The organism is Acrocarpospora sp. B8E8, from assembly GCF_039871605.1.
Classification (GTDB): domain Bacteria; phylum Actinomycetota; class Actinomycetes; order Streptosporangiales; family Streptosporangiaceae; genus Acrocarpospora; species Acrocarpospora macrocephala.
In genome coordinates, this window is the sequence record NZ_JBDPLV010000089.1 from 20873 (window position 1) to 42090 (window position 21218).

Annotated in this window: 20 protein-coding genes; 7 read left to right on the forward strand and 13 right to left on the reverse strand. The window is 70.0% G+C overall.

Annotated features, from left to right (window positions below; translation table 11 throughout):
• The first annotated feature begins 21 nt into the window (after window positions 1–21).
• From ABGB08_RS47580 to ABGB08_RS47595, 4 genes are all read left to right on the forward strand, one after another.
• Window positions 22–390, forward strand: coding sequence for a hypothetical protein (locus tag ABGB08_RS47580; RefSeq protein WP_347604861.1), 369 nt, complete (start codon window positions 22–24; stop codon window positions 388–390).
• A gap of 31 nt (window positions 391–421) precedes the next feature.
• On the forward strand, window positions 422–1567 hold the full coding sequence (locus tag ABGB08_RS47585; protein ID WP_347604864.1) for an aminotransferase class I/II-fold pyridoxal phosphate-dependent enzyme: 1146 nt from the start codon (window positions 422–424) through the stop codon (window positions 1565–1567).
• A gap of 209 nt (window positions 1568–1776) precedes the next feature.
• Window positions 1777–2229, forward strand: coding sequence for a DUF6220 domain-containing protein (locus tag ABGB08_RS47590; RefSeq protein WP_347604867.1), 453 nt, complete (start codon window positions 1777–1779; stop codon window positions 2227–2229).
• A complete protein-coding gene (locus ABGB08_RS47595; RefSeq protein WP_347604870.1) occupies window positions 2226–4088 on the forward strand; it encodes a multicopper oxidase family protein in 1863 nt (620 codons plus the stop codon). The genes ABGB08_RS47590 and ABGB08_RS47595 overlap by 4 nt, the downstream gene beginning before the upstream one ends.
• Here ABGB08_RS47595 and ABGB08_RS47600 read toward each other — a convergent pair.
• The 13 genes from ABGB08_RS47600 to ABGB08_RS47660 all read right to left on the reverse strand — a co-directional run bounded on the left by ABGB08_RS47600 (window position 4085) and on the right by ABGB08_RS47660 (window position 18151).
• The gene (locus ABGB08_RS47600; RefSeq protein WP_347604873.1) at window positions 4085–4732 is read right to left on the reverse strand and encodes a response regulator transcription factor; all 648 of its coding nucleotides are present in this window, start codon (window positions 4730–4732) and stop codon (window positions 4085–4087) included. The two genes, ABGB08_RS47595 and ABGB08_RS47600, sit on opposite strands and share 4 nt — an antisense overlap.
• Window positions 4723–5970, reverse strand: a complete 1248-nt coding sequence (locus ABGB08_RS47605; protein WP_347604876.1) for a sensor domain-containing protein — start codon at window positions 5968–5970, stop codon at window positions 4723–4725. Before ABGB08_RS47605 ends, ABGB08_RS47600 begins: the two co-directional genes overlap by 10 nt.
• A gap of 71 nt (window positions 5971–6041) precedes the next feature.
• Window positions 6042–7454 (reverse strand): ribosome biogenesis GTPase Der, encoded by a 1413-nt coding sequence (gene der / locus ABGB08_RS47610; protein ID WP_347604879.1) that lies wholly within the window; start codon window positions 7452–7454, stop codon window positions 6042–6044.
• A 33-nt stretch (window positions 7455–7487) separates the two neighbouring features.
• The gene (cmk, locus tag ABGB08_RS47615) at window positions 7488–8159 is read right to left on the reverse strand and encodes a (d)CMP kinase (protein WP_347604882.1); all 672 of its coding nucleotides are present in this window, start codon (window positions 8157–8159) and stop codon (window positions 7488–7490) included.
• Between the two features lie 206 nt (window positions 8160–8365).
• Entirely contained in the window at window positions 8366–9457 is a 1092-nt protein-coding gene (locus ABGB08_RS47620; protein WP_347604885.1) for a prephenate dehydrogenase, read from the reverse strand.
• Window positions 9458–9583: 126 nt separating this feature from the next.
• Complete coding sequence (aroH, locus tag ABGB08_RS47625; RefSeq protein WP_155343022.1) at window positions 9584–9943, reverse strand: chorismate mutase; 360 nt, start codon at window positions 9941–9943, stop codon at window positions 9584–9586.
• Window positions 9944–9977: 34 nt separating this feature from the next.
• The gene (locus ABGB08_RS47630) at window positions 9978–12110 is read right to left on the reverse strand and encodes a pseudouridine synthase (protein WP_347604888.1); all 2133 of its coding nucleotides are present in this window, start codon (window positions 12108–12110) and stop codon (window positions 9978–9980) included.
• Entirely contained in the window at window positions 12107–12715 is a 609-nt protein-coding gene (gene scpB / locus ABGB08_RS47635; RefSeq protein ID WP_347604891.1) for an SMC-Scp complex subunit ScpB, read from the reverse strand. The genes ABGB08_RS47630 and scpB overlap by 4 nt, the downstream gene beginning before the upstream one ends.
• Window positions 12708–13595 (reverse strand): segregation/condensation protein A, encoded by an 888-nt coding sequence (locus ABGB08_RS47640; protein WP_347604894.1) that lies wholly within the window; start codon window positions 13593–13595, stop codon window positions 12708–12710. Before ABGB08_RS47640 ends, scpB begins: the two co-directional genes overlap by 8 nt.
• A gap of 240 nt (window positions 13596–13835) precedes the next feature.
• A complete protein-coding gene (locus tag ABGB08_RS47645) occupies window positions 13836–14678 on the reverse strand; it encodes a ParA family protein (RefSeq protein ID WP_246269275.1) in 843 nt (280 codons plus the stop codon).
• Between the two features lie 160 nt (window positions 14679–14838).
• Window positions 14839–15840, reverse strand: coding sequence for a site-specific tyrosine recombinase XerD (locus tag ABGB08_RS47650; protein ID WP_347604897.1), 1002 nt, complete (start codon window positions 15838–15840; stop codon window positions 14839–14841).
• Window positions 15841–15878: 38 nt separating this feature from the next.
• On the reverse strand, window positions 15879–16487 hold the full coding sequence (locus ABGB08_RS47655) for an NUDIX hydrolase (protein WP_307729881.1): 609 nt from the start codon (window positions 16485–16487) through the stop codon (window positions 15879–15881).
• Window positions 16484–18151 (reverse strand): CTP synthase, encoded by a 1668-nt coding sequence (locus ABGB08_RS47660; RefSeq protein WP_347604901.1) that lies wholly within the window; start codon window positions 18149–18151, stop codon window positions 16484–16486. Before ABGB08_RS47660 ends, ABGB08_RS47655 begins: the two co-directional genes overlap by 4 nt.
• Before the next feature lie 276 nt (window positions 18152–18427).
• Here ABGB08_RS47660 and ABGB08_RS47665 point away from each other — a divergent pair, with 276 nt between their 5' ends.
• From ABGB08_RS47665 to ABGB08_RS47675, 3 genes are all read left to right on the forward strand, one after another.
• A complete protein-coding gene (locus ABGB08_RS47665) occupies window positions 18428–19081 on the forward strand; it encodes an acyltransferase (RefSeq protein WP_347604904.1) in 654 nt (217 codons plus the stop codon).
• A 47-nt stretch (window positions 19082–19128) separates the two neighbouring features.
• The gene (locus ABGB08_RS47670) at window positions 19129–20253 is read left to right on the forward strand and encodes a nitronate monooxygenase (RefSeq protein ID WP_347604907.1); all 1125 of its coding nucleotides are present in this window, start codon (window positions 19129–19131) and stop codon (window positions 20251–20253) included.
• A gap of 218 nt (window positions 20254–20471) precedes the next feature.
• On the forward strand, window positions 20472–21080 hold the full coding sequence (locus tag ABGB08_RS47675; protein ID WP_347604910.1) for a DUF4126 domain-containing protein: 609 nt from the start codon (window positions 20472–20474) through the stop codon (window positions 21078–21080).
• Window positions 21081–21218 lie beyond the last annotated feature (138 nt).

A 21218-nucleotide genomic window follows, 5' to 3' on the forward strand; every position in this document is an offset into this window, starting at 1 on the left:
CTCGGCTCATTGTACACTTGCATGAGCATCATTATTGTATTCGAGGTCTTCACCCTTCAGCTGTGGCTACAAGAGGCGCTGAATCTGGATAGTTTCGCACACGAGGTGGACGAAAGGGCAGTTGTGGACAGCCTTGAGCGCCGCCGTACCGCTGATCGGATCAATCGGCACAGGGCCAAGTTTCCCTGGCTCCAGATATCGGCCCTGTCAATGGCCGTCGCGGTGATTCTCCTGCTGGCGGCGGTTCTTGGAATCCAGGTTCAGGGGATTTCAGAAGCCTTCACACTAGGCCCGGTGGTCGTGCTGAGCATCACGTATATCGGCGTGGCCGTGGGGATAAGGACGCAGGGGGTCCGAATTCTCCGGCAAGCCGTCAAACGCCTTAGCTGAAGCTGCGACACAGCTCTCCAGGAGGTCAGCGGTGACCAAAGACTCATCGGTGTCCGACTGGACACTGACCCAGTGGGAGTTCCGCGGTCTTGAAGCGCCGTTCAATCTCGCCGACGGGCACGCACAGCACGCGCTTCAGGCCCAGGAGGCCGATTTCATCCGGTCCCTCGGCGATATCCTGGTGAATTCGGATCCGGTCACCCTGTCCAGGCACGAACAGCGATTCCTGGATTCCTTCTTCGCCCTCACCGGCCAGTCGCCGCCGCGACAGCGGCCCATCCTGCACTATTCGAGCTCGATCTCCATCGATGTGGTCGCCAAGTCGCTCGTGGCCAGCGGCGTCCGCCGGGTCGGGGTGATCTGCCCTTCGTTCGACAACATACCGTTGTTGCTGCAGCGCGCCGGCCTGGCGACGATCCCCCTTCGCGAGCCGGATATCTGGCTCGACCCCGGCTACCAGAAGTCCGCCATGGCCGGCTGTGACGCCGCCTTCCTCGTCGTTCCCAACAACCCGACCGGCTTCCTGCCCGAGCCCGCCGCGTTCCTGTCCCTGTGTGAAGCGGCGGCGGCCGGTCACACGGCCGCCGTCTTCGACTTCAGCTTCCGGCTCCTGTCCTCCCTGCACCAGTGGGACCAGTACCGAGCGGCCAGGTGCATCGGCGGGCTGAGCTTCGCCTGCATCGAGGACACCGGGAAGGTTTATCCGCTGAAGGAGATCAAGATAGGCATGGTGTCCGCGAGCGACGACCTCGCGCCCCTGATCCGGGAGATCAGCGAGGAGATCGCCCTCGGCGTGTCGCCTTTCGCGCTGCGCGCGATCACTGGCCTGCTTGAGCTCGACCTGCTGCGTGCCGGGTCGTCGGGGCATCGGGCCCCCACCTGCGCGCAGAGCGTGCAGCACAACCGGGACTATCTCCGGGCGGCGATCCGCGATCTTCCCTTCAGCCTGGCCGCGCCCGGGTCGCAGATCAGCGTGGAGTGGTTGCGGCTGCAGACGGGCGGCGGCGGGACGGATCTGTGCAGGTATCTGGTGCGGCGGGGGGTGGCGATTCTGCCGGGCCGCCCATTCTGCTGGGACAGAATCGACGAGGACTCGTTCGTGCGAGTCGCGCTGGCCCGCGAGCCTGAGTACTTCGCGACCGGAGTCGATCTGCTGGCCCAGCTCATGGAGGCTTGAGTAGGGGGGTGCTCATGCCCCCGCCGCGGATGGCGAACATCATCGGCGATGTGCGAGCAATCATCCCGAGTCCCGGGTCAGGCCGCCGGTCGTTTCCCGGTCGATCAGGGACAGGCGTCCCGTGCAGTCGGGACGCCGGGTGGCACACGCTAGGCCGGTAGCGCCCCGCCTGTAGCCGGGGCCGTCGATACGTAGTTCAGGAGCCCGCTATGCGCAAGGTCTTTTTCTGGTTCTCGGTGCTGACACTGGTGGCGGTGCTGGCCCAGTTCTACCTCGCCACCTTCGGCGCGTTCGAGCGTCCCGTGCCGGCCCCAGGCGCCGAAACCAGCGCGCTCATGCCGCACGCCATCAACGGCACCATGATCATTCCGTTGCTCTCGATCGTGCTGACCGTCATCGCGGCCATCGCCAAGGTCGGCCGCCAGCTGATCTGGCTGTCGATCACGCCGTTCGCGCTGGTCGCCGTGCAGCTGTTCGTGATCTTCGAGATCGCCGGTCTGCTGGGGGCGAGCGAGGACAAGACCACCACCGCCAGCCTGTTCGTGCTCGGCTTCCACGCCCTGGACGGGGTCGCGATCCTGTTCGTGGCCGTGACCGTGGTCCGCAAGGCCCGCGCCCTGGTCAAGACCCAGGTGGCGGAGCCGGTGGCCGTGCGCGCGTGAGCACCGGCCAGCTGATCGGCCTCGATCAGATCCTGCTCATCCTGGTCGCCGGGTTGTGGGCGGCGTCGGCGGGAGTCGCCGTCGCCGCCCTGCGCGGCTCCGCCAGGAACCTGGCCGCGATCGCCGCGGCGCTGATCGCCGGGGCGATCGTCATGACCGCCCTGCGCGGGCTGACCACGGCGGGGCTCGCCGCGGCGGGCTGGTGGTTCGTAGCCGAGAAGATCACCCTCGCGATGCCGCTGGTGGTCATCCCCGGGCTGGCGACGGCGGCGGTCACGCTGCCCGCCATGATCCGGTTCTGGCGGCACGGGAGCCCGCCGGAACCGGCCAGGACGTTGCCCGTGGTGATCGCCGCCATCGGCGCGGTCGCCGGGATCGGGTGCGACCTCGTGATCTCCTACCCCGTCACCGTGTCCGCGGCGATCGTGGTGCTGCTCGCCGCCGGAGGCGCGTCGGCGCTGGCCTGGCGCGTCCTCTCGGGGCGTACGGGCGACCGCTGGCGGGTGGCGGGCACGGCCGTGGTCCTGCTCGCGGTGTCCTGGGCGATCTCCGGCAGCTGGTCGGGGAGCGCGTTCCACGCGGGTCACGGCGCGTCCGCCACCGGCATCTCGGTCGCCTCGCTGGTCGGCGCGCCCACACCCAGCGCCCGGAAGTTCACCCTGACCGCCGAACCCGCCACGCTCAGGCTGCCCTCGGGCCGTACCTTCGAGGCCTGGACCTTCAACGGCCAGTCGCCCGGGCCGACGCTGCGGGTCAAGCAGGGCGAACACGTGGAGCTGACGCTCCGCAACGAGCTGCCCGGCCAGGCGGTCACCATCCACTGGCACGGCTACGACGTGCCCAGCGGCGAGGACGGCGTGCCCGGCGTCACCCAGGACGCGGTCCTGCCCGGCGGCTCGCACGTCTACCGCTTCCAGGCTGCCGACCCCGGCACGTACTGGTACCACAGCCACCAGAACTCCAGCCTCGCCGTCGCCAAAGGCCTGTACGGCCTGCTCATCGTGGACCCCGCCCCCGGCGACCACACCCTCGCCCTGCACACCTACGGCGGCCTGACGATGGCCCTGGACGACCAGCCACCCTCCGACACGCTGGTGAAGGCGGCGATCCCGCCTGGCAGTCCGGTACGGCTCCGCGTGGTCGACACCAACAGCCTCCCGGTCGAACTGGGTCTCACCGGGGTTCCGTACCGGCTGGCGGCCGTGGACGGAACGGACGTGCCCGGCGCGACCGACCTGAACGGGAACCGGCTGCGGCTGGCCGCGGGCGGCCGCTACGACCTCACGTTCACCATGCCCTCCGGCCTGGTCTACCTCGGCGTCGAGGGCCATCCCGGCCTGCTCATCAACGGGGATGTCCCGCCCAAGCCCGCGTCAGGACCACTGGTCGACATCACCACCTACGGCTCGGGGACGCCGGTTCCCGCTGAGTTCGACCAGGAGATCACCTGGGTGCTCGACCGCACCCTGGCGATGGTCGACGGCAGGCCCGCGCTGGCCTACACCGTCAACGGGAAGGGCTTCCCCAACATCCCGACCCCGCTGGTCAAGGAGGGCCAGAAAGTCCTGATCCGGGTCGTCAACCGGAGCTCCGACACCCATCCCATGCATCCGCACGGCCACCACGTCCAAGTGCTGTCCAGGAACGGCGTGCCCGCCAACGGGATCTGGATGGACACCTTCGACGTCCAGCCGGGCGAGGTGTGGGAGGTGGCGCTGACCGCCGACAATCCGGGCGTCTGGATGTCGCACTGCCATGATCTGGCGCACGCCGTCCAAGGGATGGAGTTCCATCTCGCCTACGAGGGCGTCACCAGCCCGTTCGACCTGGGCGGGACGGCGGGCAACCACCCGGCCTAGGAACGCAGGAACGCGAGCACGGCCAGCACCCGGCGGTGCTGGTCGGTGTCGTCCGCGTACAGGTTGAGCTTCACGAATATGCCGCGGATGTGCTTCTCCACCGCGCCCTCGGTGACGACCAGCTGGCGGCTGATCGCCGGGTTCGACCTGCCCTCCGCCATCAGCGCCAGCACCTCGCGCTCGCGCGGGGTGAGCGAGCCGAGCGGGTCGTCGCGGCGGCGGCGGACCATCAGCTGGGCGATCACCTGGGGGTCGAAGACCGTGCCGCCGCCCGCCACCCGGCGCAGCCCGGTCAGGAACTCCTCGACGTCCACCACGCGGTCCTTGAGCAGGTAGCCGACCCCGCCCCTGGCGTCGGCCAGCAAATCGTCGGCGTAGGAGACCTCGACATACTGGGAGAGGATCAGGATCGGCGCGCCCGGCACCTTCTGCCGGGCCGCCACCGCCGCCCGCAGCCCCTCGTCGGTGAAGGTGGGCGGCATCCGCACGTCCACCACGGACACGTCGGGCCGCAGCTCGTCCACCGCGGCGACCAGCTCCGTGCCGGTGCCGACCGCCGCGAGCACCTCACAGCCGAACTCCTCGAGCAGGCGCACCAGGCCCTCCCTGATGAGCACCGCGTCGTCGGCCACCACTACCCGCACGGAACCTCCGCCACGATCATCGTCGGCCCGCCGGCGGGCGACTGGACGGCCAGCTCGCCCTCCACCGCGCGCAGCCGGTCGGCCAGGCCGGACAGGCCGTGTCCCTTGGCGACATGGGCGCCGCCGACCCCATCATCGCCGATCGTGAGCAGCAGCGTGTCGCCCACCCGGGTCAGCGTGATCGTGCACAGGGTCGCCCGGCTGTGCTTGGCCACGTTGGTGAGCGCCTCGGCGGTGACGAAGTAGACGGTGTTCTCGACCAGCGCGGGGAAACGTTCCGCGGTGCGCACGTCCAGCTCCACCGGGACGGTGCAGCGCCCGGCCAGCGCGGCCAGCGCGGGCGAGAGGCCCCGGTCGGCCAGGATCGGCGGGGCGATGCCCCGGGACAGGGCGCGCAGCTCGTCCAGCGTCTCCCGGGTGGCGGTGATCGCCTGCCCGATGGTAGCGCTGGCCGCCGCCGCGTCCCGCTCCATCAGGCGCTGGGCCCGCGACAGCTCCATCGCCAGGTGCACCAGCCGCTGCTGCGGCCCGTCGTGGATGTCCCGCTCCAGCCGCCGCAGCGCGTTCGCCTCGGCGTGCGCGGCCGCGTTCCTGCCCTCGGTCAGGTCGTCGATCCGCTCGTGCAGCTCGGCTACCCCGGTCAGCAGGGCCCGGCCCAGACCGGCCTGCAGTAACGCGCAGGTCCGTACGACCGGGAACAGGGTGGCCAGGCCGAGCAGGCCCAGGAAGAAGTAGAAGGGCGCGTTGACGGCGTAGCCGTCGCCGAGGCCGAGGAGCTCGGGGAGCTCCACGTTGCCGGGGATGTTGCTGGTCACCCAGCCGTACAGGGGGTAGGCGAGGCCGGCGAGCGCGACGGCCCACCAGGTGACCGCGACCGTGAAGGTGACCACGGAGACGGGGAAGGCCACCATGGCGTGGAGCAGGTCCAGCCAGGACTGGCCGACCAGCATCGGGTTGACCATGCGGCGCAGCCAGCCCGCGCCGGGCGGGCTCTCCGGGTAGCGCGGGCGAGCCAGGTCCCGGCCTAAAACGGACTTCAGGCGGACGCGCTCCAAGTCGCCGAAGCCGCGGGCGGTCAGCAGGGTCAGCCCGATGATCGGAACCCCGATCCAGACCACCACCAGACCGGCGCCGGCCGAGATTCCGGTGATGAGCACGCAGAACGCGATCGTGGTGAAGAGGAAGCCCTCGATCAGGTAACGGGTGTCGCCCAGCAGGCGGTGGAAGAGTGTTCTCATGGCTCTCAAACTAGGATTCTCACCCCTTGGCTTCGAGCCGGTCCACTGCCCTCCTGGGGGTAGGGCAGACCCTACTTCTTCTTCCGCTTCTCCCGGATCTTCATGGTGACCTCGATCGGCGATCCGGCGAACCCGAACTCCTCGCGCAGCCGCCGCTCGATGAACCTGCGGTAGGTCTCCTCCAGGAACCCGGAGGTGAACAGCACGAACTTGGGCGGCTCGGTGGACGCCTGGGTGGCGAACAGGATCTTCGGCTGCTTGCCGCCGCGCACCGGCGGCGGGGTGGCCTGCACCAGCTCGGTGAGGAACTGGTTGAGCCGCCCGGTGGACACCCGGGTCCCCCACGAGTCGATGGCCAGCTCCAGCGCCGGAACCAGCTTCTCCACGTGGCGGCCGGTCAGGGCGGAGATGTTCACCCGCAGCGCCCACGGTGTGCGGACCAGCTGCCGCTCGATCTCCTTCTCCAGGTAGTAGCGCCGGTCCTCGTCGACCAGATCCCACTTGTTGAAGGCCACCACCATGGCCCGGCCCGACTCGATCACCAGCGAGATGATCCGCAGATCCTGCTCGGTCAGCACCTCGGAGGCGTCGATGAGCACGATCGCCACCTCGGCCCGCTCCAGCGCCGCCCGGGTCCGCATGGCCGCGTAGAAGTCGGCGCCCTTCAGCTCGCGGTCCCGCCGCCGGATCCCGGCCGTGTCGATGAACCGCCACGGCTTGCCGCCGAGCTCGATCAGCTCGTCCACCGGATCCCTGGTCGTGCCCGCCATCGGGTCGACCAGCACCCGCTCCTCGCCCGCCACCTTGTTCAGCAGCGAGGACTTGCCCACGTTCGGCTTGCCCAGCAGCGCCACCCGGCGCGGGCCGCGCGCGGCCCCGAACACCACCGGCGGGGTCTCCGGCAGCGCGTCCAGCACCACGTCCAGCAGGTCGCCGCTGGAGCGCCCGTGCAGGGCCGACACCGGGTGCGGCTCGCCCAGGCCCAGCGACCACAGCTCGCCCGCCTCCAGCTCCTGCAGCTGGTTGTCGACCTTGTTGGCGGTCAGCACGACCGGCTTGCCGGAACGGCGCAGCACCGAGCCGACCGCCTCGTCGGAGTCGGTGATGCCGACGCTGGCGTCCACCACGAACAGGATCACGTCGGCCAGCTCCGCCGCGAGCTGCGCCTGCTCGGCGATCCGCAGCGCCATCCCGGTCGCGTCCGGGTCCCAGCCGCCGGTGTCCACCAGGGTGAACCTGCGGCCGCGCCAGTTCGCCTCGTACGTCACCCGGTCCCTGGTCACGCCCGGCACGTCCTCGACGACCGCCTCCCGGCGGCCGATGATGCGGTTGACCAGCGTGGACTTGCCCACGTTCGGCCGCCCGACCACGGCCACCACCGGCAGCGGGCCTTCGTCGGCCCGCTCTTCCGGCGTGTCGGTCGCCAGATCGGCGAGTTCGGCCTCGATCCAGCCGCCGTCGTCCTCGTACTCCCCCGCGCTCATGATCGCGTTTTCCCTTTCACGCGCGCCCGGAATTCAGGCGCGCTCCTTGACAAGTCTCAGCACCTCGGCGACGACCTCATCGAGGGTGAGCGCCGTGGTGTCCAGTTCGACCGCGTCCGCGGCCATCGCCAGCGGGTCGGCCTTCCTGGTCGAATCGAGGGTGTCGCGGCGGGCCAGCTCCACCCGCTGCGCGGCCACCGTGGTCCCCGCCAGCTCGGCGCTGCGGCGCGTCGCGCGCGCCTCCTCGCTGGCGGTCAGGTAGACCTTGACCGGCGCCTGCGGGGCGACCACCGTGCCGATGTCGCGGCCCTCCACCACGATGCCGCCCTCCTTGAGGGCCGCCTCGATCAGCTCCCGCTGCAGGGCCACCAGGCGGCGGCGGACCTCGGGCACCGCGCTCACCGCGGAGACCGCCCGGGTCACCTCCGGATACCTGATCGGGCCGTCCACCCGGGTTCCGTCCAGCGTGACGCCGGGAAAGTCCGGATCGGTGTTCATCTCCAGCACGGGCTCGCCGGCGCGGGCGGCGATCGCGGCCGGGTCGCCGAGGTCGACCTCCAGCTGGAGCATCCACCAGGTGAGCGCGCGATACATCGCCCCGGTGTCCAGATAGCGCAGCCCCAGCGCCCGGGCCACCCCACGCGACGCGCTCGACTTGCCCGACCCGGAAGGCCCGTCCATCGCGACGATCAGACCCGACACCATCGCTCCCCTTACTTGAGTTGTCCGCCCCCCAAGGTACCGGCAGTCCCGCCCCTGACGCGCATCGAGCCTTCCGCCCAGGCACCCATTTCATGTGCGATACCACGGCGCTCGCGGGGCCGGGCGGAGCCCGAGGGGAACAACAGGGCTGGGTGGGTGGGAATTCCACGCCGATCGAGAGCCAGGGCGAAGCCCCGGTATCGGAGGCCTTAGGGCACTTGCCACCCATGTTCGCGCAACGCCGCAGCGAAGACGCCGGCCGCCTCGGGCTGGACCGAGAGCTCCACCGCGCCCAGCGGCAGGCCCGGCACGTGCTCCAGGCGCACGTCCTCGATGCTGACGCCGACCTGCTCGGCCACCTGGAACAGCCGGGCCAGCTCGCCGGGACGGTCGCCGATGACCACGCCGACCACCGCGTAGGTGCGGGCCGGGCCGCCGTGCTTGCCGGGAATCCGGCCGGTTCCGGCCACCCCGCGCCACAGCAGCTCGGTGACCGAGCCGATCTCGGTGCCCTCGGCGGCGAACTCGCGCAGCGACCTGGCCGCGGCCGCCAGATCGTCCGCGACCGCCTCCAGCACCGCCGCCACCGGGCCCGCGTTCCCGGACAGGATGCCGGTCCACAGCCCCGGATCGCTCGCCGCGATCCGCGTCACGTCCCTGACCCCCTGCCCCGACAGGCCCAGCGCCGTCTCCGACGCCTCCGCCAGCCGCGCCGCCACCGCTGAGGCGGCCACATGCGGCGCGTGCGACACCACCGCGACCGCCTCGTCGTGCTCCCGCGCGTCCACCACGACCGCGTTCGCCCCGCACAGCGACACCAGCTCCCGCATCGCCCGGACGGCCTCCGGCACCGCCGCCGGGGTCGGGCAGAGCGCCCACGGCCGCCCCAGGAACAGATCCGCCCGCGCCGCCCCCGGCCCCGACCGCTCCCGCCCGGCCAGCGGATGCCCGGCCACGTACGTGCTCAGATCACACCCCAGCTGTACGGCCTGCGCCAGCGGCAGCGCCTTCACGCTCGCCACATCGGTGTAGAACCGGGCCGCGCCGGTCTTCTGCAGGTCGAGCAGCTGGTGCGCGACATACTGCGGGGGCACCGCGAGGATCGCCAGATCTACCCGCTCGCCAGGGCCCCACTCCTCCCCGGCTCCGAGCTCCCTGGCCAGCCGTACGGCCCGGGGGTCGCGGTCGGTGAGGAAGACGCGCACCCCGCGCTGGCGCAGGGCGAGGGCGGCGGACGTGCCGATGAGGCCGGTTCCGACGATGGCGGCGCTGGTGATCACGCCGCCCGGGCTGGGGGTCATGGTGGGTGGTTCCTTACGTACCGTGCTCGTGCGTTTGTGCTCTTACTATGCGCTGCCGAGGGCGCTGATCCACGGTTTTTCGGACAAGTGGCTATTTACTGACTGGGCGGATGTCGATTACTGGACTTACTGGGCGATGTCGACGCGCAGTGCTACCGCGCCGCGCAGGTAGACGTGCTGGATCTGCTGGCGCGGGCGGTCGGTGGCCACGTAGGCCATCAGCCGGACCACCCGCGGCAGCGCGCCCGGCACGTCGATCTCGCTCGCGCACAGCAGGGGCACGTCATGGAAGCCCAGCTTGCGCGCGGCCAAGGCGGGAAACTCGGCGGTCAGGTCGGGCGTGGCCGTGAAGATCACGCTGATGACGTCGTCGGTGGTGAGGCGGTTGCGCTCCATCACCTCGGAGACCAGCTCCGTCGTGCCGGAGATGATCGCGTCGCGGTCGTTGCCGTCCACCTGGATGGCCCCACGGATCGCCCGAACCATAATGTCCCCTTAAATGAAGATTTGTCGGGAAAGGTTACAGCTTGACCGCCGCGTACAATTCCCCCACTTCCTGAAGCGACAGCGCCCGTACCGTACCCGGCTTGAGGCGGCCCAGCTTGACCGGGCCGAACTCGATCCTGGCCAGGTCGATCACCCGGTGCCCGGTCTCCTCCAGGAGACGGCGCACGATGTGCTTGCGGCCCTCGTGCAGGACCACCTCCACCAGCGCCTGCTGGCCGTGCTCCTGGACGATGTGGAACTCGTCCACCTTGGCCAGGCCGTCCTCCAGCTCGATGCCCTTGCGCAGTACCCGGTGCAGGTCGCGCGGAACCGGCCCCGGCACCTTGGCCCAGTATTTCTTCTGCACGCCGAAGCTCGGGTGGGTGAGGCGGTGGGCCAGCTCGCCGTCGTTGGTGAGCAGCAGCAGGCCCTCGGTCTCGGTGTCCAGCCGGCCCACGTGGAACAGGCGCGGGGCCAGCTCCTGGACGTAGTCCTTCAGGCACGGCCGGCCGTCCGGGTCCTCCATCGTGCTGACCACGCCGATCGGCTTGTTCAGCGCGTAGTAGACCAGGTCGGGCGCGGTCGGGATGCGCTTGCCGTCGACGTGGATGATCTGCTTGGCCGGGTCCACCCGCGCGCCGAACCGCCGCACGACCTGGCCGTCCACGGTGACCCTGCCTTCGCCGATCAGCTCCTCGCAGGCCCTGCGGCTGGCCACGCCCGCCTGCGCGAGCACCTTCTGCAGCCGCTCGCCGCCCGGCACCTCGGTGGTGTCCCGCTCGTCGACGTAGTCGCGATCGTAGAAGTCGGGATCCCGCAGGGGCTGCTTGGCCGACTTGAACGGGTTCTGGCTCGCCACCGGCTTCCGGCCCCGCTCGTGGTTCCGGCCTGTTCCCCCGCCGGTACGGAACTCACTGCGCGAGCTGTCCCGACCGAAACGTCCCCGGCTGCCACCGCCGAGGGTCTGCACGTCGTCCCGCCGGGAACCGCCGCGATCGGCCCGGAACCCGCCGGGCGCGGACCCGCGCGGGTCACGATCGCCCGGACGTCCGAAGCCGCGGTCGCGGCCCTCCGAGCGTCCGAAACCACGTGCTCCGTCGCGCTCCGGCCGCCGGTCGAAGCCACGGGAGCCGTCACGATCGGGACGCCGGTCGTATCCGGGCGCGCCTTCGCGGCCGGAGCGCTGGCCCGACGGGCTGAAGTCGTCGCGGCCTTCCGCTCGCCCGAAGCCGTCACGGTCGGAGCGAGGGCGGTCCGCGCCGCTGAAGCCGTCGCGGCCTTGCCCGCGCCCGAAGCCGTCGCGGTCGGTGCGGGGCCGCTCGGTACGGGGGCGGTCCGCGCCACGGGAGTGGTCTCGCGGAGCGTAGCCGTCGCGGTCGCCGCGGGGGCGGTCCGCGCCGCTGAAGTCGTTGCGGCCTTGCCCGCGCCCGTAGCCGTCGCGGTCGGTGCGGGGGCGGTCCGCGCCGCGGGAGTCGTTTCGCGGAGCGTAGCCGCGGGAACCGCCGCGCTCGCCGTCCGGGCGGCCGTAGCGGGCGCGTGAGCCGCCGTCGGAGCTGGACGAGGCCCGGTCGTCGGAACGTCCGAAGGAGCCCCGGGAACCACGGTCGTCGCGGGGGGAGCCGTAGCCACGGCCGTCTCGGGGGGCGCCGCCGCGATCGTCGCGGGGGGCGCCGTAACCGCGGGCATCTCGGGGAGCGCCGCCGCGGTCATCCCGGGGGGCGCCGTAGCCACGGTCGTCTCTCGGGGCGTACCGGCCGCGATCGTCGCCCGAACGGGGGTAGGGGCGGTCGCGGCCCTCAGAGCGCCCGTAGCCCTCGCCGTCGCGCCGGGTGAAGCCGCTGGCCCCCGGACGGCCTTCGCGAGACTGCGGACGGCTGTAGCGGTCGCCGGAAGGGGACCGGTCGGAGCGGTGGCCGCCGTCGCGGGAATCGCGCGAGTCACGGAAGCCGCTGGAGCCTCTGGAACCACTGGAGCCGCTGCCGCCGTCGCGGCCACGGGAGTCGGGGCGGCCGTAGCCGCCGCGGGAGTCCTGCTTGCCGTACCCGCCTCGGGAGCCGTCGCGGTCGGCGCGGAAGGATGAGCGGTCGGGGCGCTGGCCGCCGCTTCTGGGGTTGCCGTCTCGGCTTCGACCGCGTCCATCACCGGACGGGGTGCTGCGCTTGTTCACTTCGGTTGCTCCTCTAGGTTTTCCACATCATCGGGGAGGAACGGGGCGAGCGCGGGAAGCTCGTCGAGGTCCCGCAGGCCCAGTCGCTCCAGGAAGTAGCTTGTCGTCCGGTAGAGCACGGCCTGGCTCTCCGGATCCGTTCCGGCCTCTTCCACGAGGCCGCGCGCGGTGAGCGTGCGCATCACGCCGTCGCTGTTGACGCCGCGGATGGCCGCCACCTTGGCCCGGCTCACCGGCTGCCGGTAGGCGACCACCGAGAGGGTTTCCAGCGCGGCCTGGGTGAGCCGTGCCTGCTGCCCGTCGCGGACGAACCGCTCGACCAGCGCGGCGCACTCGGCCCGCGTGTAGAAACGCCAGCCCCCGGCCACCTCTCTCAGGTCAAACCCGCGCCCGGCCGCGGTGTATTCCCCGGCCAGCTCACGCAGCGTGCTCGCGATCTCGTGCGTCGGCCGTTCCAGCACCTGCGCCAGCGTGACCTCGGCCACCGGCTCGTCCACCACGAGCAGGATCGCCTCCAGGGCGGCCCGCAGCTGAGGCTCTCCCGGTTCGGGACCGGACGGCTCGTCGAAGCCCGTCTCGTCACCCGTCTCGTCCAGGTCAGGCATCGCCCGCGTCCCCATCTTCCGCGCCATCCTCGGCCTCATCGCCGGAAGTCCCGGCGCCGGGCCGGTTCCGGCGTTCGGCCGTCTCGTCGTAGTCGTCGCCCACGGCTATGTCGCCGTCCGTGGCGCCGGTCCAGGTCACGTACAGATCTCCCAGCGGTTCGAGCTGTTCGAAGGAGACCGCGGCCTCCCGGAACAGTTCCAGAACGGCCAGGAATCGCGCCACCACCTCGTAGGTGCCCGCGCAGTCGGCGGTCAGCGACCGGAAAGTGGCCCGCCCGGTCCGCCGCAGCCGCTCCACCAGGATAGCGGCCTGTTCCCTCACACTGGCGAGCGGTTGATACATGTGCGTGACCGAAACCGTCGGCGGCGCTTTCGGCGCGAACACTTTCATCGCGATCCGGGCCAACTGCTCGGGCCCGATCCCCAGGATCAACTCGGGCAGCAGGTTCGCGAACGCCGCCTCCATCGGCACCAGCCGCGGATACCGCAGCGCCTCCTCCGCCATCCGCCCCGAGAAGACCTTCGCCACCTCCTTGTACGCCCGATACTGCAACAACCGGGCGAACAACAGATCCCGCGCCTCCAGCAGCGCCAGATCCTCCTCGTCCTCAACCTCCCCAGTCGGCAACAACCGCGCCGCCTTCAAATCCAGCAAAGTGGCCGCGACAAGCAAGAAGTGACTGGTCTGATCGAGATCCCACTCCGGCCCCCGCGACCGGATATACGCGATGAACTCATCCGTGACCTGATGCAGGGAAACCTCGGTGATATCCAACTTGTGCTTAGAAATCAGCCCCAGCAACAAGTCAAACGGCCCCTGAAACACCTCCAAATGCACATGAAAGCCCTCTTCAGGCGCGGCGGTCCCTTGCTCAGTCACTCCCCCATTGTCCCGCACCCACCGGCCAAACCCGGCGTGATTCCGACGCGCCTCCCGCCCGTAGGACGTTTGGTGCACGTCCGACTGGGCAATCGCCGCGCCGTTAGTCGTATGTCCCGGCTTGGCCGCGCCTGTGTCTGGACTGAGGAACGCAGGTCGCGGAGCGGCCGGAGTGACGAGGGAAGACGCAGGCTGACGGCGGCCAAGCCCGCCGTGCCGGAGGCGCGGCCATTAACACTGTCAGATCTTGGCGGGCCAGCGGGCGAGGAGTTCGCGGGCTAGTTCGCGGTAGGCCGTGGCGCCCATGGAGCTGGGGTCGAACTGGGTGATGGGCTCGCCGGCCAGGGTGGCGTCGGGGAAACGTACGGTGCGGTTGATGACCGTGTGGAAGACCTTGTCGCCGAAGCCCTGCATGATGGTCTGGAGGACCTCGCGGGCGTGCAGGGTGCGGGGGTCGTACATGGTGGCCAGGAGGCCGTCGATTTCGAGGTTCTTGTTGAGGCGTTCCTGGACTTTGCCGATCGACTCCATCAGGAGGGCCACGCCGCGTAACGCGAAGAACTCGCATTCGAGCGGGATCATGACGCTGTGCGCGCAGGTCAGCGCGTTGACGGTGAGCAGGCCAAGGGACGGCTGGCAGTCGATGAGGCAGATGTCGTAGCCGGGCAGCAGCGGTTCGAGCGAGCGCTGCAGCGCGTATTCCCTGGCGACCTCGTTGACCAGCCGGATTTCCGCGCCGGACAGGAAGATGTTGCTGGGCAGCAGGTCCATGCCCTCGACGCTGGTGCCGAGCAGCACGTCCTCGGCGACGACGTCGGGCTCCTCCATCAGCAGGTCGTAGATCGTGGACTCCAGCGGCCGCGGGTCGATGCCCAGGCCGACGGAGAGTGCCCCCTGCGGGTCGAAGTCGACCAGCAGAACCCGCTGGCCGCATTCGGCGAGCGCGGCGCCCAGGTTGATGGTGGTGGTCGTCTTGCCGACGCCACCCTTCTGGTTGACCATCGCGACGATCCGGGCCGGCCCGTGGCTGTCGGGGACGACAGGGTCGGGGAAGACGGGGCGTGGCCGGCCGGTTGGCCCCAACGAGACGCTGGGGGTCCCCGCGGTCCACGTCGCATCAGTGGTCGCAGTCAATTGATGAACCTCCCTGACGGTCCCGAACCGGACTGAATCTAGAGGGTAGGCACGTATGCGGCAAGGCGACGCGCCACGGAGACGGAGAATACGGACAAGCAGTTCGATCTCACCGCTGGGCTCGGGGATGGGCCGCAGCGTAAACCTCGCGAAGCCGATCGACCGTGACCAATGTGTACACCTGGGTGGTGGTCACCGAGGCATGGCCGAGCAGTTCCTGGACAACCCTAACGTCAGCGCCGCCATCCAGGAGATGGGTTGCGAACGAATGGCGCAACATGTGCGGGGACACGCCGGAGAGTCCGGCCCGCTCCGCGGCGGACTGGAGCACCTCCCAGGCGCCCTGACGGGTCAGCCTGCCCCCTCGGGCGTTCAGGAACAGCGCGTGCGTGCCACGGCCGTGGGCGGCGATGAAGGGCCGCGCGCGGACCAGGTAGGCGTCCAGGGCACTACGGGCGAACCGCCCGAGCGGCACGATCCTGGCCCGGCCGCCCTTGCCCCGCAACCGCACCTCGCCACCGATGAAACCATCCGCGGCCCCGTCCGCCCAACCCTGGCCGAGTCCGGCACCGTCGCCATGACTGGAACCGCCAGAGGCGCCGGATCCGTCTCCTGAGGCATAGCGTGTGACGTCGTCCACGGCCAGGCCGACGGCTTCGGAGATGCGGGCGCCGGTGCCGTACAGGACTTCGAGGAGGGCGCGGTTGCGGAGGGTGAGGGGCGTGTCGCCGGGGCCGGAGGCGGCGATCAGGCGTTCGACCTCCTCGACGGTGATCGCCTTGGGGAGGCGGCGGAGTTGCCGCGGGGGCCGTACCTCGTGGGCGGGGTCGTGGCCCGCGACGCCCTCGCGGAGGGCGAAGCGGTGCAGGCCGCGGACGGCGGAGACGGCCCGCGCGGCCGAGCTGGCGACCAGCGCGGGATGCTCCTCGTCGCCCTCCCGGAGCGAGGCCAGGAAGGCGACCACGTCGGACTCGGCCACCTGGGCCATCGTGGCGAGCCCCCGCGCGCTCAGATGGTCCACATAGCGGCGGAGGTCACGCCGGTAGGACGCCAGCGTGTTGGCGGCCAGCCCGCGCTCCACGGCGAGATGGGCGAGGTAGCTGGACAGCACGGCTTCGGGCTCGTTCAGCGTCCCTCCCCACGGTCAGGTCATGCCTCCGGCGCGTCGGCGGCCCGCAGGCCTTCGTAGTCGTCGTCGGATGCGGCGTACGCGGCGAGAATACCGGCGATGGCCGGGGAATTGTGGATCATTCCTCCCAGCGCCTTCTCGACCGCTTCGTCCAGGCGTACCCACTCCACCGGCATGTCGATCTCCTCGTGCCGGTGCACGAACGTGTTCTCGGTCGCGGGGATGGGCGTGAGGCCTCTGGCCAGGAAGATTCTGATGCGCTCGTCGCTCATCCCCGGCGAGGTGAACATGTCGACCAGGGTGTGCCAGGTGTCGGCGCGATACCCGGCCTCCTCGGCGAGTTCCCTGGCGGCGCACTCCGCCAGCGGTTCGTCCGGCTTGTCCCGCAGGCCCGCGGGCAGCTCCCAGAGCAGTTTGCGGACCGGGTGCCGGTATTGCCGCAGGAGCAGCACCCGTTCGTCCTGGATCGCCACCACGGCCACCGAGCCGGGATGCACGACGTAGTCGCGGTCGGCGAGATCATCGCCCGGCATCCGGACGGTGTCGGTCACGACGGAGATCACCCGAGCCTCGAACCGCTGGTCGGAAGCGGTGACGGGCCATTCCTCGTGACGGTCTTCAATGATCACTTAGTCTTCGCAATCTTGGCGGTGGCCCGGCTCTCCGCGTAGCCGAGGGCCGCGCCGATGAGGCCCTTGAACAGCGGATGAGCCCGGGTGGGGCGGGAACGGAATTCGGGGTGGGCCTGGGTGCCGATGAAGAACGGGTGGGTTTCGACGGCGAGTTCGGTGTATTCGACCAGGCGGCCGTCGGGCGAGAGCCCGGAGAACACGACGCCGACGCGTTCCAGCTGCTCGCGGTAGGTGTTGTTGACCTCGTAACGGTGGCGGTGGCGCTCGTCGGCCTTGGGTTTGCCGTACAGCTGGCGGGCGAGGGTGCCCTCGCCGAGCTTGGCGGTGTAGAGGCCGAGGCGCATGGTGCCGCCCATGTCGCGGTCGCCGGCCACCACGTCCTCCTGGTCGGGCATGGTGGAGATGACCGGGTGCTTGGCGTCGGGGTCGAACTCGGCGCTGTTGGCGCCGTCCAGGCCGGCCAGGTTGCGGGCGGCCTCGATGACCATGCCCTGCATGCCGAGGCAGAGGCCGAGCAGCGGGATCTTCTGTTCCCGGGCGTGCCGGATCGCGCCGATCTTGCCTTCGATGCCGCGCACGCCGAACCCGCCGGGCACGAGCACGCCGTCCACGCCGTCAAGCTCGCGGGCCGCGCCCTCCTGCGTGGCGCAGTCGTCGCTGGTCACCCAGCGGATGTTGACCCGCGCGTCGTTGGCGAACCCCCCGGCGCGCAGCGCCTCGGTAACCGACAGGTACGCATCCGGAAGGTCGATGTACTTCCCGACCAGGGCGACGGTGACCTCTTTGGCGGGCTTGTGCACGCGGCGCAGGAGCTGGTCCCACTCCTTCCAGTCCACGTCGCGGAAGGGCAGGCCCAGCCGCCGTACCACGTAGGCGTCCAGGCCCTCGGTGTGCAGGACCTTCGGGATGTCATAGATGGAGGGGGCGTCGATGGCGGAGACCACCGCGTCCTCGTCCACGTCGCACATCAAGCTGATCTTACGCTTGAGCGAGGTGGTGATCGGCCGGTCGGAGCGGCAGACGATCGCGTCGGGCTGGATGCCGATGCTGCGCAGCGCGGCCACCGAGTGCTGGGTCGGCTTGGTCTTCAGCTCCCCGCTCGGCCCGATGTACGGCAGCAGCGACACGTGCAGGAAGAACACGTTATCGCGGCCCACCTCGTGCCGGACCTGCCGGACGGCCTCCAGGAACGGCAGCGACTCGATGTCGCCCACGGTGCCGCCCACCTCGGTGATCACCACGTCCACGCCGGGCCCGGCCATGCTCCGGATCCGGTCCTTGATCTCGTTGGTGATGTGCGGGATGACCTGCACGGTGTCGCCCAGATACTCCCCGCGCCGCTCCTTGGCGATCACGTTGGAGTAGACCTGGCCGGTGGTCACGTTGGCCGAGCCGTGCAGCTCGGTGTCGAGGAACCGTTCGTAGTGGCCGACGTCCAGATCCGTCTCCGCGCCGTCGTCGGTGACGAACACCTCGCCGTGCTGGAACGGGTTCATCGTGCCGGGGTCGACGTTGAGATACGGGTCGAGCTTCTGCATCGTGACCTTCAGGCCCCGAAGCTTGAGGAGCCGCCCCAGGCTAGAGGCCGTGAGCCCCTTGCCGAGACTTGAGGCGACGCCGCCGGTGACGAACAGATGTTTGGTGTGTACGGCGTTGCGCAAGGGGTCTCCCGTGGTCTGAAGTAGTGGCGTCGCGACTGGATCCAGACGGCAGCCATGCCCACGGGCTGTCAGGATATCAAATCCTCGCCCTGAACGGGCCACCACGTGCGCGAACCCGGTTTGGCCGCGCCTGTGTCCGGACTGAGGAACGCAGGTCGCGGAGCGGCCGGAGTGACGAGGGAAGACACAGGCTGAAGGCGGCCAAACCCGCCGATCCGGAGGATAGGCCATGAACACTTAGGCCCCGGCTCTAACGTGAGGGTAACTTGTGCGGTTATGTCAATCCTGAGGCGGGCCGCGGGGCGTCTGGTGCACCGGGGCTGGGGCATGGTGAGAACGCTGGGCGCGGTGAGCCCGCTCAGTCCGGCGGGGTACCGGTTCCGGCACCTGGGCGAGGGGGCCTGCCTGGCGTTCCCGGTCGGCGCGATCTTCGGCGAGGAGTGGATCGAGATCGGGGCGCACACCCTGGTGGGAGAACGTGTTTCAATTTCGGCGGGGATGGGGCCGGGGGTGGATCTCGGGCCGGACCCGATCGTGCGGATCGGGGAGAGCTGCTCGATCGGGCGGGGGTCGCACATCGTCGGGCATCAGTCCCTCGTGATCGGGTCGCATGTGTTCACCGGGCCTTATGTGTACATCACCGATCAGAACCATGTGTATGACGATCCGGAGGTGCCGATCGGGCGGCAGTGGCCGCGGAACAATCCGGTGGAGATCGGGGACGGGTGCTGGCTGGGGGCGGGGGCGATCATCCTGCCGGGGACCCGGATCGGGCGGCAGTCGGTGGTGGCGGGCGGGGCCGTCGTGCGGGGCGAGTTTCCCGACCACTGCGTGATCGCGGGCGTGCCGGCCAGAATCGTCCGCACGTTCACCGAGGAGGAGGGCTGGCACGCCCCCGGGGTCATCCACATCTCCAAGACGGCCTCCTGACTCACTCCGGGTGGACCGAACATCGTTCTGGGGCGTACGTTCGCGGCATGCGTACGCGGATCACCGAGCTGTTAGGGGTGGAGTTTCCGCTGTTCGCGTTCAGTCATTGCCGGGATGTGGTGGCGGCGGTGACGGGGGCGGGCGGGTTCGGGGTGCTGGGGGCGGTGGCGTTCTCGCCGGAGCAGCTGGATCGGGAGCTCAGCTGGATCGATGAGCGGGTGGGCGGGCGGCCGTACGGGGTGGATGTGCTGATTCCGGGGCGGATCGCGGAGGTCGCCGGTGATCCCCGGGAGTCGCTGGTGGAGGCGATCCCGGATGTGCATCGGGATTTCGTTTCACACCTCTTCCGGAAATATGGGGTTCCGGTGAGTGAGCGGACGTCGGGGAGCAGCGCCGACGAGGCCGGGCGGCGGGTGACCGCCGAAGGAGCGAGCGGGCTGGTGGATGTGGCGCTGAAGCATCCCATCCGGTTGATCGCGAGTGCGCTGGGGCCGCCGCCCGCGGCGATGGTGGAGAAGGCGCGGGCGGCCGGGGTGCCGGTGGCCGCGCTGGTCGGGACCGTCGAGCACGCCCGCCGCCAGGTCGCCGCCGGGGCCGACGTCATCGTGGCGCAGGGTGGCGAAGCCGGGGGCCACACCGGGGAGATCTCGACCATGGTCCTGGTTCCCCAGGTCGTGGACGCCGTCGGCGTGCCGGTGCTCGCCGCGGGCGGCATCGCGGACGGGCGTCAGGTGGCCGCCGCCCTCGCCCTCGGCGCGGAGGGCGTCTGGTGCGGCTCCGTCTGGCTCACCACCGAAGAGGCCGAAACACCGCCCGCCCTCAAGCGCAAACTCCTCGCCGCCGGCTCCCTCGACACCGTCCGCTCCCGATCCCGTACGGGCAAGCCCGCCCGCCAGCTCCGCTCGGCCTGGACCGACGAATGGGACGACGGCCTGGAAAGCCCTGGTTCCCTCCCCATGCCCCTGCAAATGCTCCTGGCCGAAGCCGCCCACACCCGCATAACCCGCGCCGCCGAATCCGGCAACCCAGGCGCCCAAGCCCTCTCCAACTACTTCGTCGGCCAGGTCGTCGGCCAGCTCAACCAGATCAAACCGGCCCGCCAGGTCCTCTACGACCTCCTCACCACCTACGCCACCACCCTCGACCGCCTAACCACCATCAACAACTCCTGACCCAACTGCCCAGGGTTGCTCACCGCTATCCGGCGCCGATCACCTCCGCACCACTTCCCACCGCACCGGCGCCAAGAGGGCCCGAGCCGACATGCCTCGGCTATCCGGCCAAGGCCCTACGTCGCGACCCGTCTTCGATCCGGAACCTCCACGGGAAATGTGGCGATTGTGGCAACTTGGTGGGGGGTTCGGGCGTTGGGTTGGGGCAGGGGGTGTGGATGTTCGCGACGTTGACTGGGTTAGGGCTTTCTACGGCTGCTGGGCTCAATGCCTATATCCCGTTGATGGTGGTCGGGGTGGTGGCCAACCTCACGGATGCGGTGCGGTTGCCGCAGGGGTATGAGTGGCTGTCGAACGGGTGGGTGCTGGCGATCATCGGCGTGTTGTTGCTGGCCGAGTTCGTGCTGGACAAGGTGCCTGTCGTCGATCATGTGAACGACATCATTCAGACCGCGGTGCGGCCCGCGGCGGGTGGTGTCGTGTTCAGCGCGACCTCGGCCGCCGCGGAGCTCGACAATTCCACCTGGATGACGGAGCACCCGGTGGTCGGGTGGGTGCTGGGAATCGTGACCGCGTTGATCGTGCACGTGATCAAGTCCAGCGTGCGCCCGGTGGTGAACGCGAGCACCGCCGGAGTCGGCGCGCCCGTGGTCAGCACCGTGGAGGACGCGAGCTCGCTGAGCATGAGCCTGATCGCGATCTTCCTCCCGGTCCTCGTGCTCATCGCCCTGGCCGCCTTCGGCACCCTCGGCTGGCTCGCCATCCGCCGCGTACGCCGCTACAAAGCCACCCGCCGCACCCGCACCGCCCAACGCGGATCAGGCTAATCGCCACTATCCCCACATAACCGCGACCCAGAACTCCCCCCAGCCGACGCCCACCCCCAAACACACGTTTGCCCAAGCTCCCACCCACCCAGCCCTTTGATTCCCCTCGGGCTCCGCCCGACCCCGTCAGCGCCGTGG

Bases quoted from the DNA above. Each gene is read 5' to 3' on its own strand.
- ABGB08_RS47605 (WP_347604876.1), bottom strand. From the start codon at position 5,970: ATGAGAACACTCTTCCACCGCCTGCTGGGCGACACCCGTTACCTGATC.
- ABGB08_RS47590 (WP_347604867.1), top strand. From the start codon at position 1,777: ATGCGCAAGGTCTTTTTCTGGTTCTCGGTGCTGACACTGGTGGCGGTG.
- ABGB08_RS47675 (WP_347604910.1), top strand. From the start codon at position 20,472: ATGTTCGCGACGTTGACTGGGTTAGGGCTTTCTACGGCTGCTGGGCTC.
- scpB (WP_347604891.1), bottom strand. From the start codon at position 12,715: ATGCCTGACCTGGACGAGACGGGTGACGAGACGGGCTTCGACGAGCCG.
- ABGB08_RS47670 (WP_347604907.1), top strand. From the start codon at position 19,129: ATGCGTACGCGGATCACCGAGCTGTTAGGGGTGGAGTTTCCGCTGTTC.
- cmk (WP_347604882.1), bottom strand. From the start codon at position 8,159: ATGGTGTCGGGTCTGATCGTCGCGATGGACGGGCCTTCCGGGTCGGGC.
- ABGB08_RS47620 (WP_347604885.1), bottom strand. From the start codon at position 9,457: ATGACCCCCAGCCCGGGCGGCGTGATCACCAGCGCCGCCATCGTCGGA.
- ABGB08_RS47665 (WP_347604904.1), top strand. From the start codon at position 18,428: ATGTCAATCCTGAGGCGGGCCGCGGGGCGTCTGGTGCACCGGGGCTGG.
- der (WP_347604879.1), bottom strand. From the start codon at position 7,454: ATGAGCGCGGGGGAGTACGAGGACGACGGCGGCTGGATCGAGGCCGAA.
- ABGB08_RS47580 (WP_347604861.1), top strand. From the start codon at position 22: ATGAGCATCATTATTGTATTCGAGGTCTTCACCCTTCAGCTGTGGCTA.
- aroH (WP_155343022.1), bottom strand. From the start codon at position 9,943: ATGGTTCGGGCGATCCGTGGGGCCATCCAGGTGGACGGCAACGACCGC.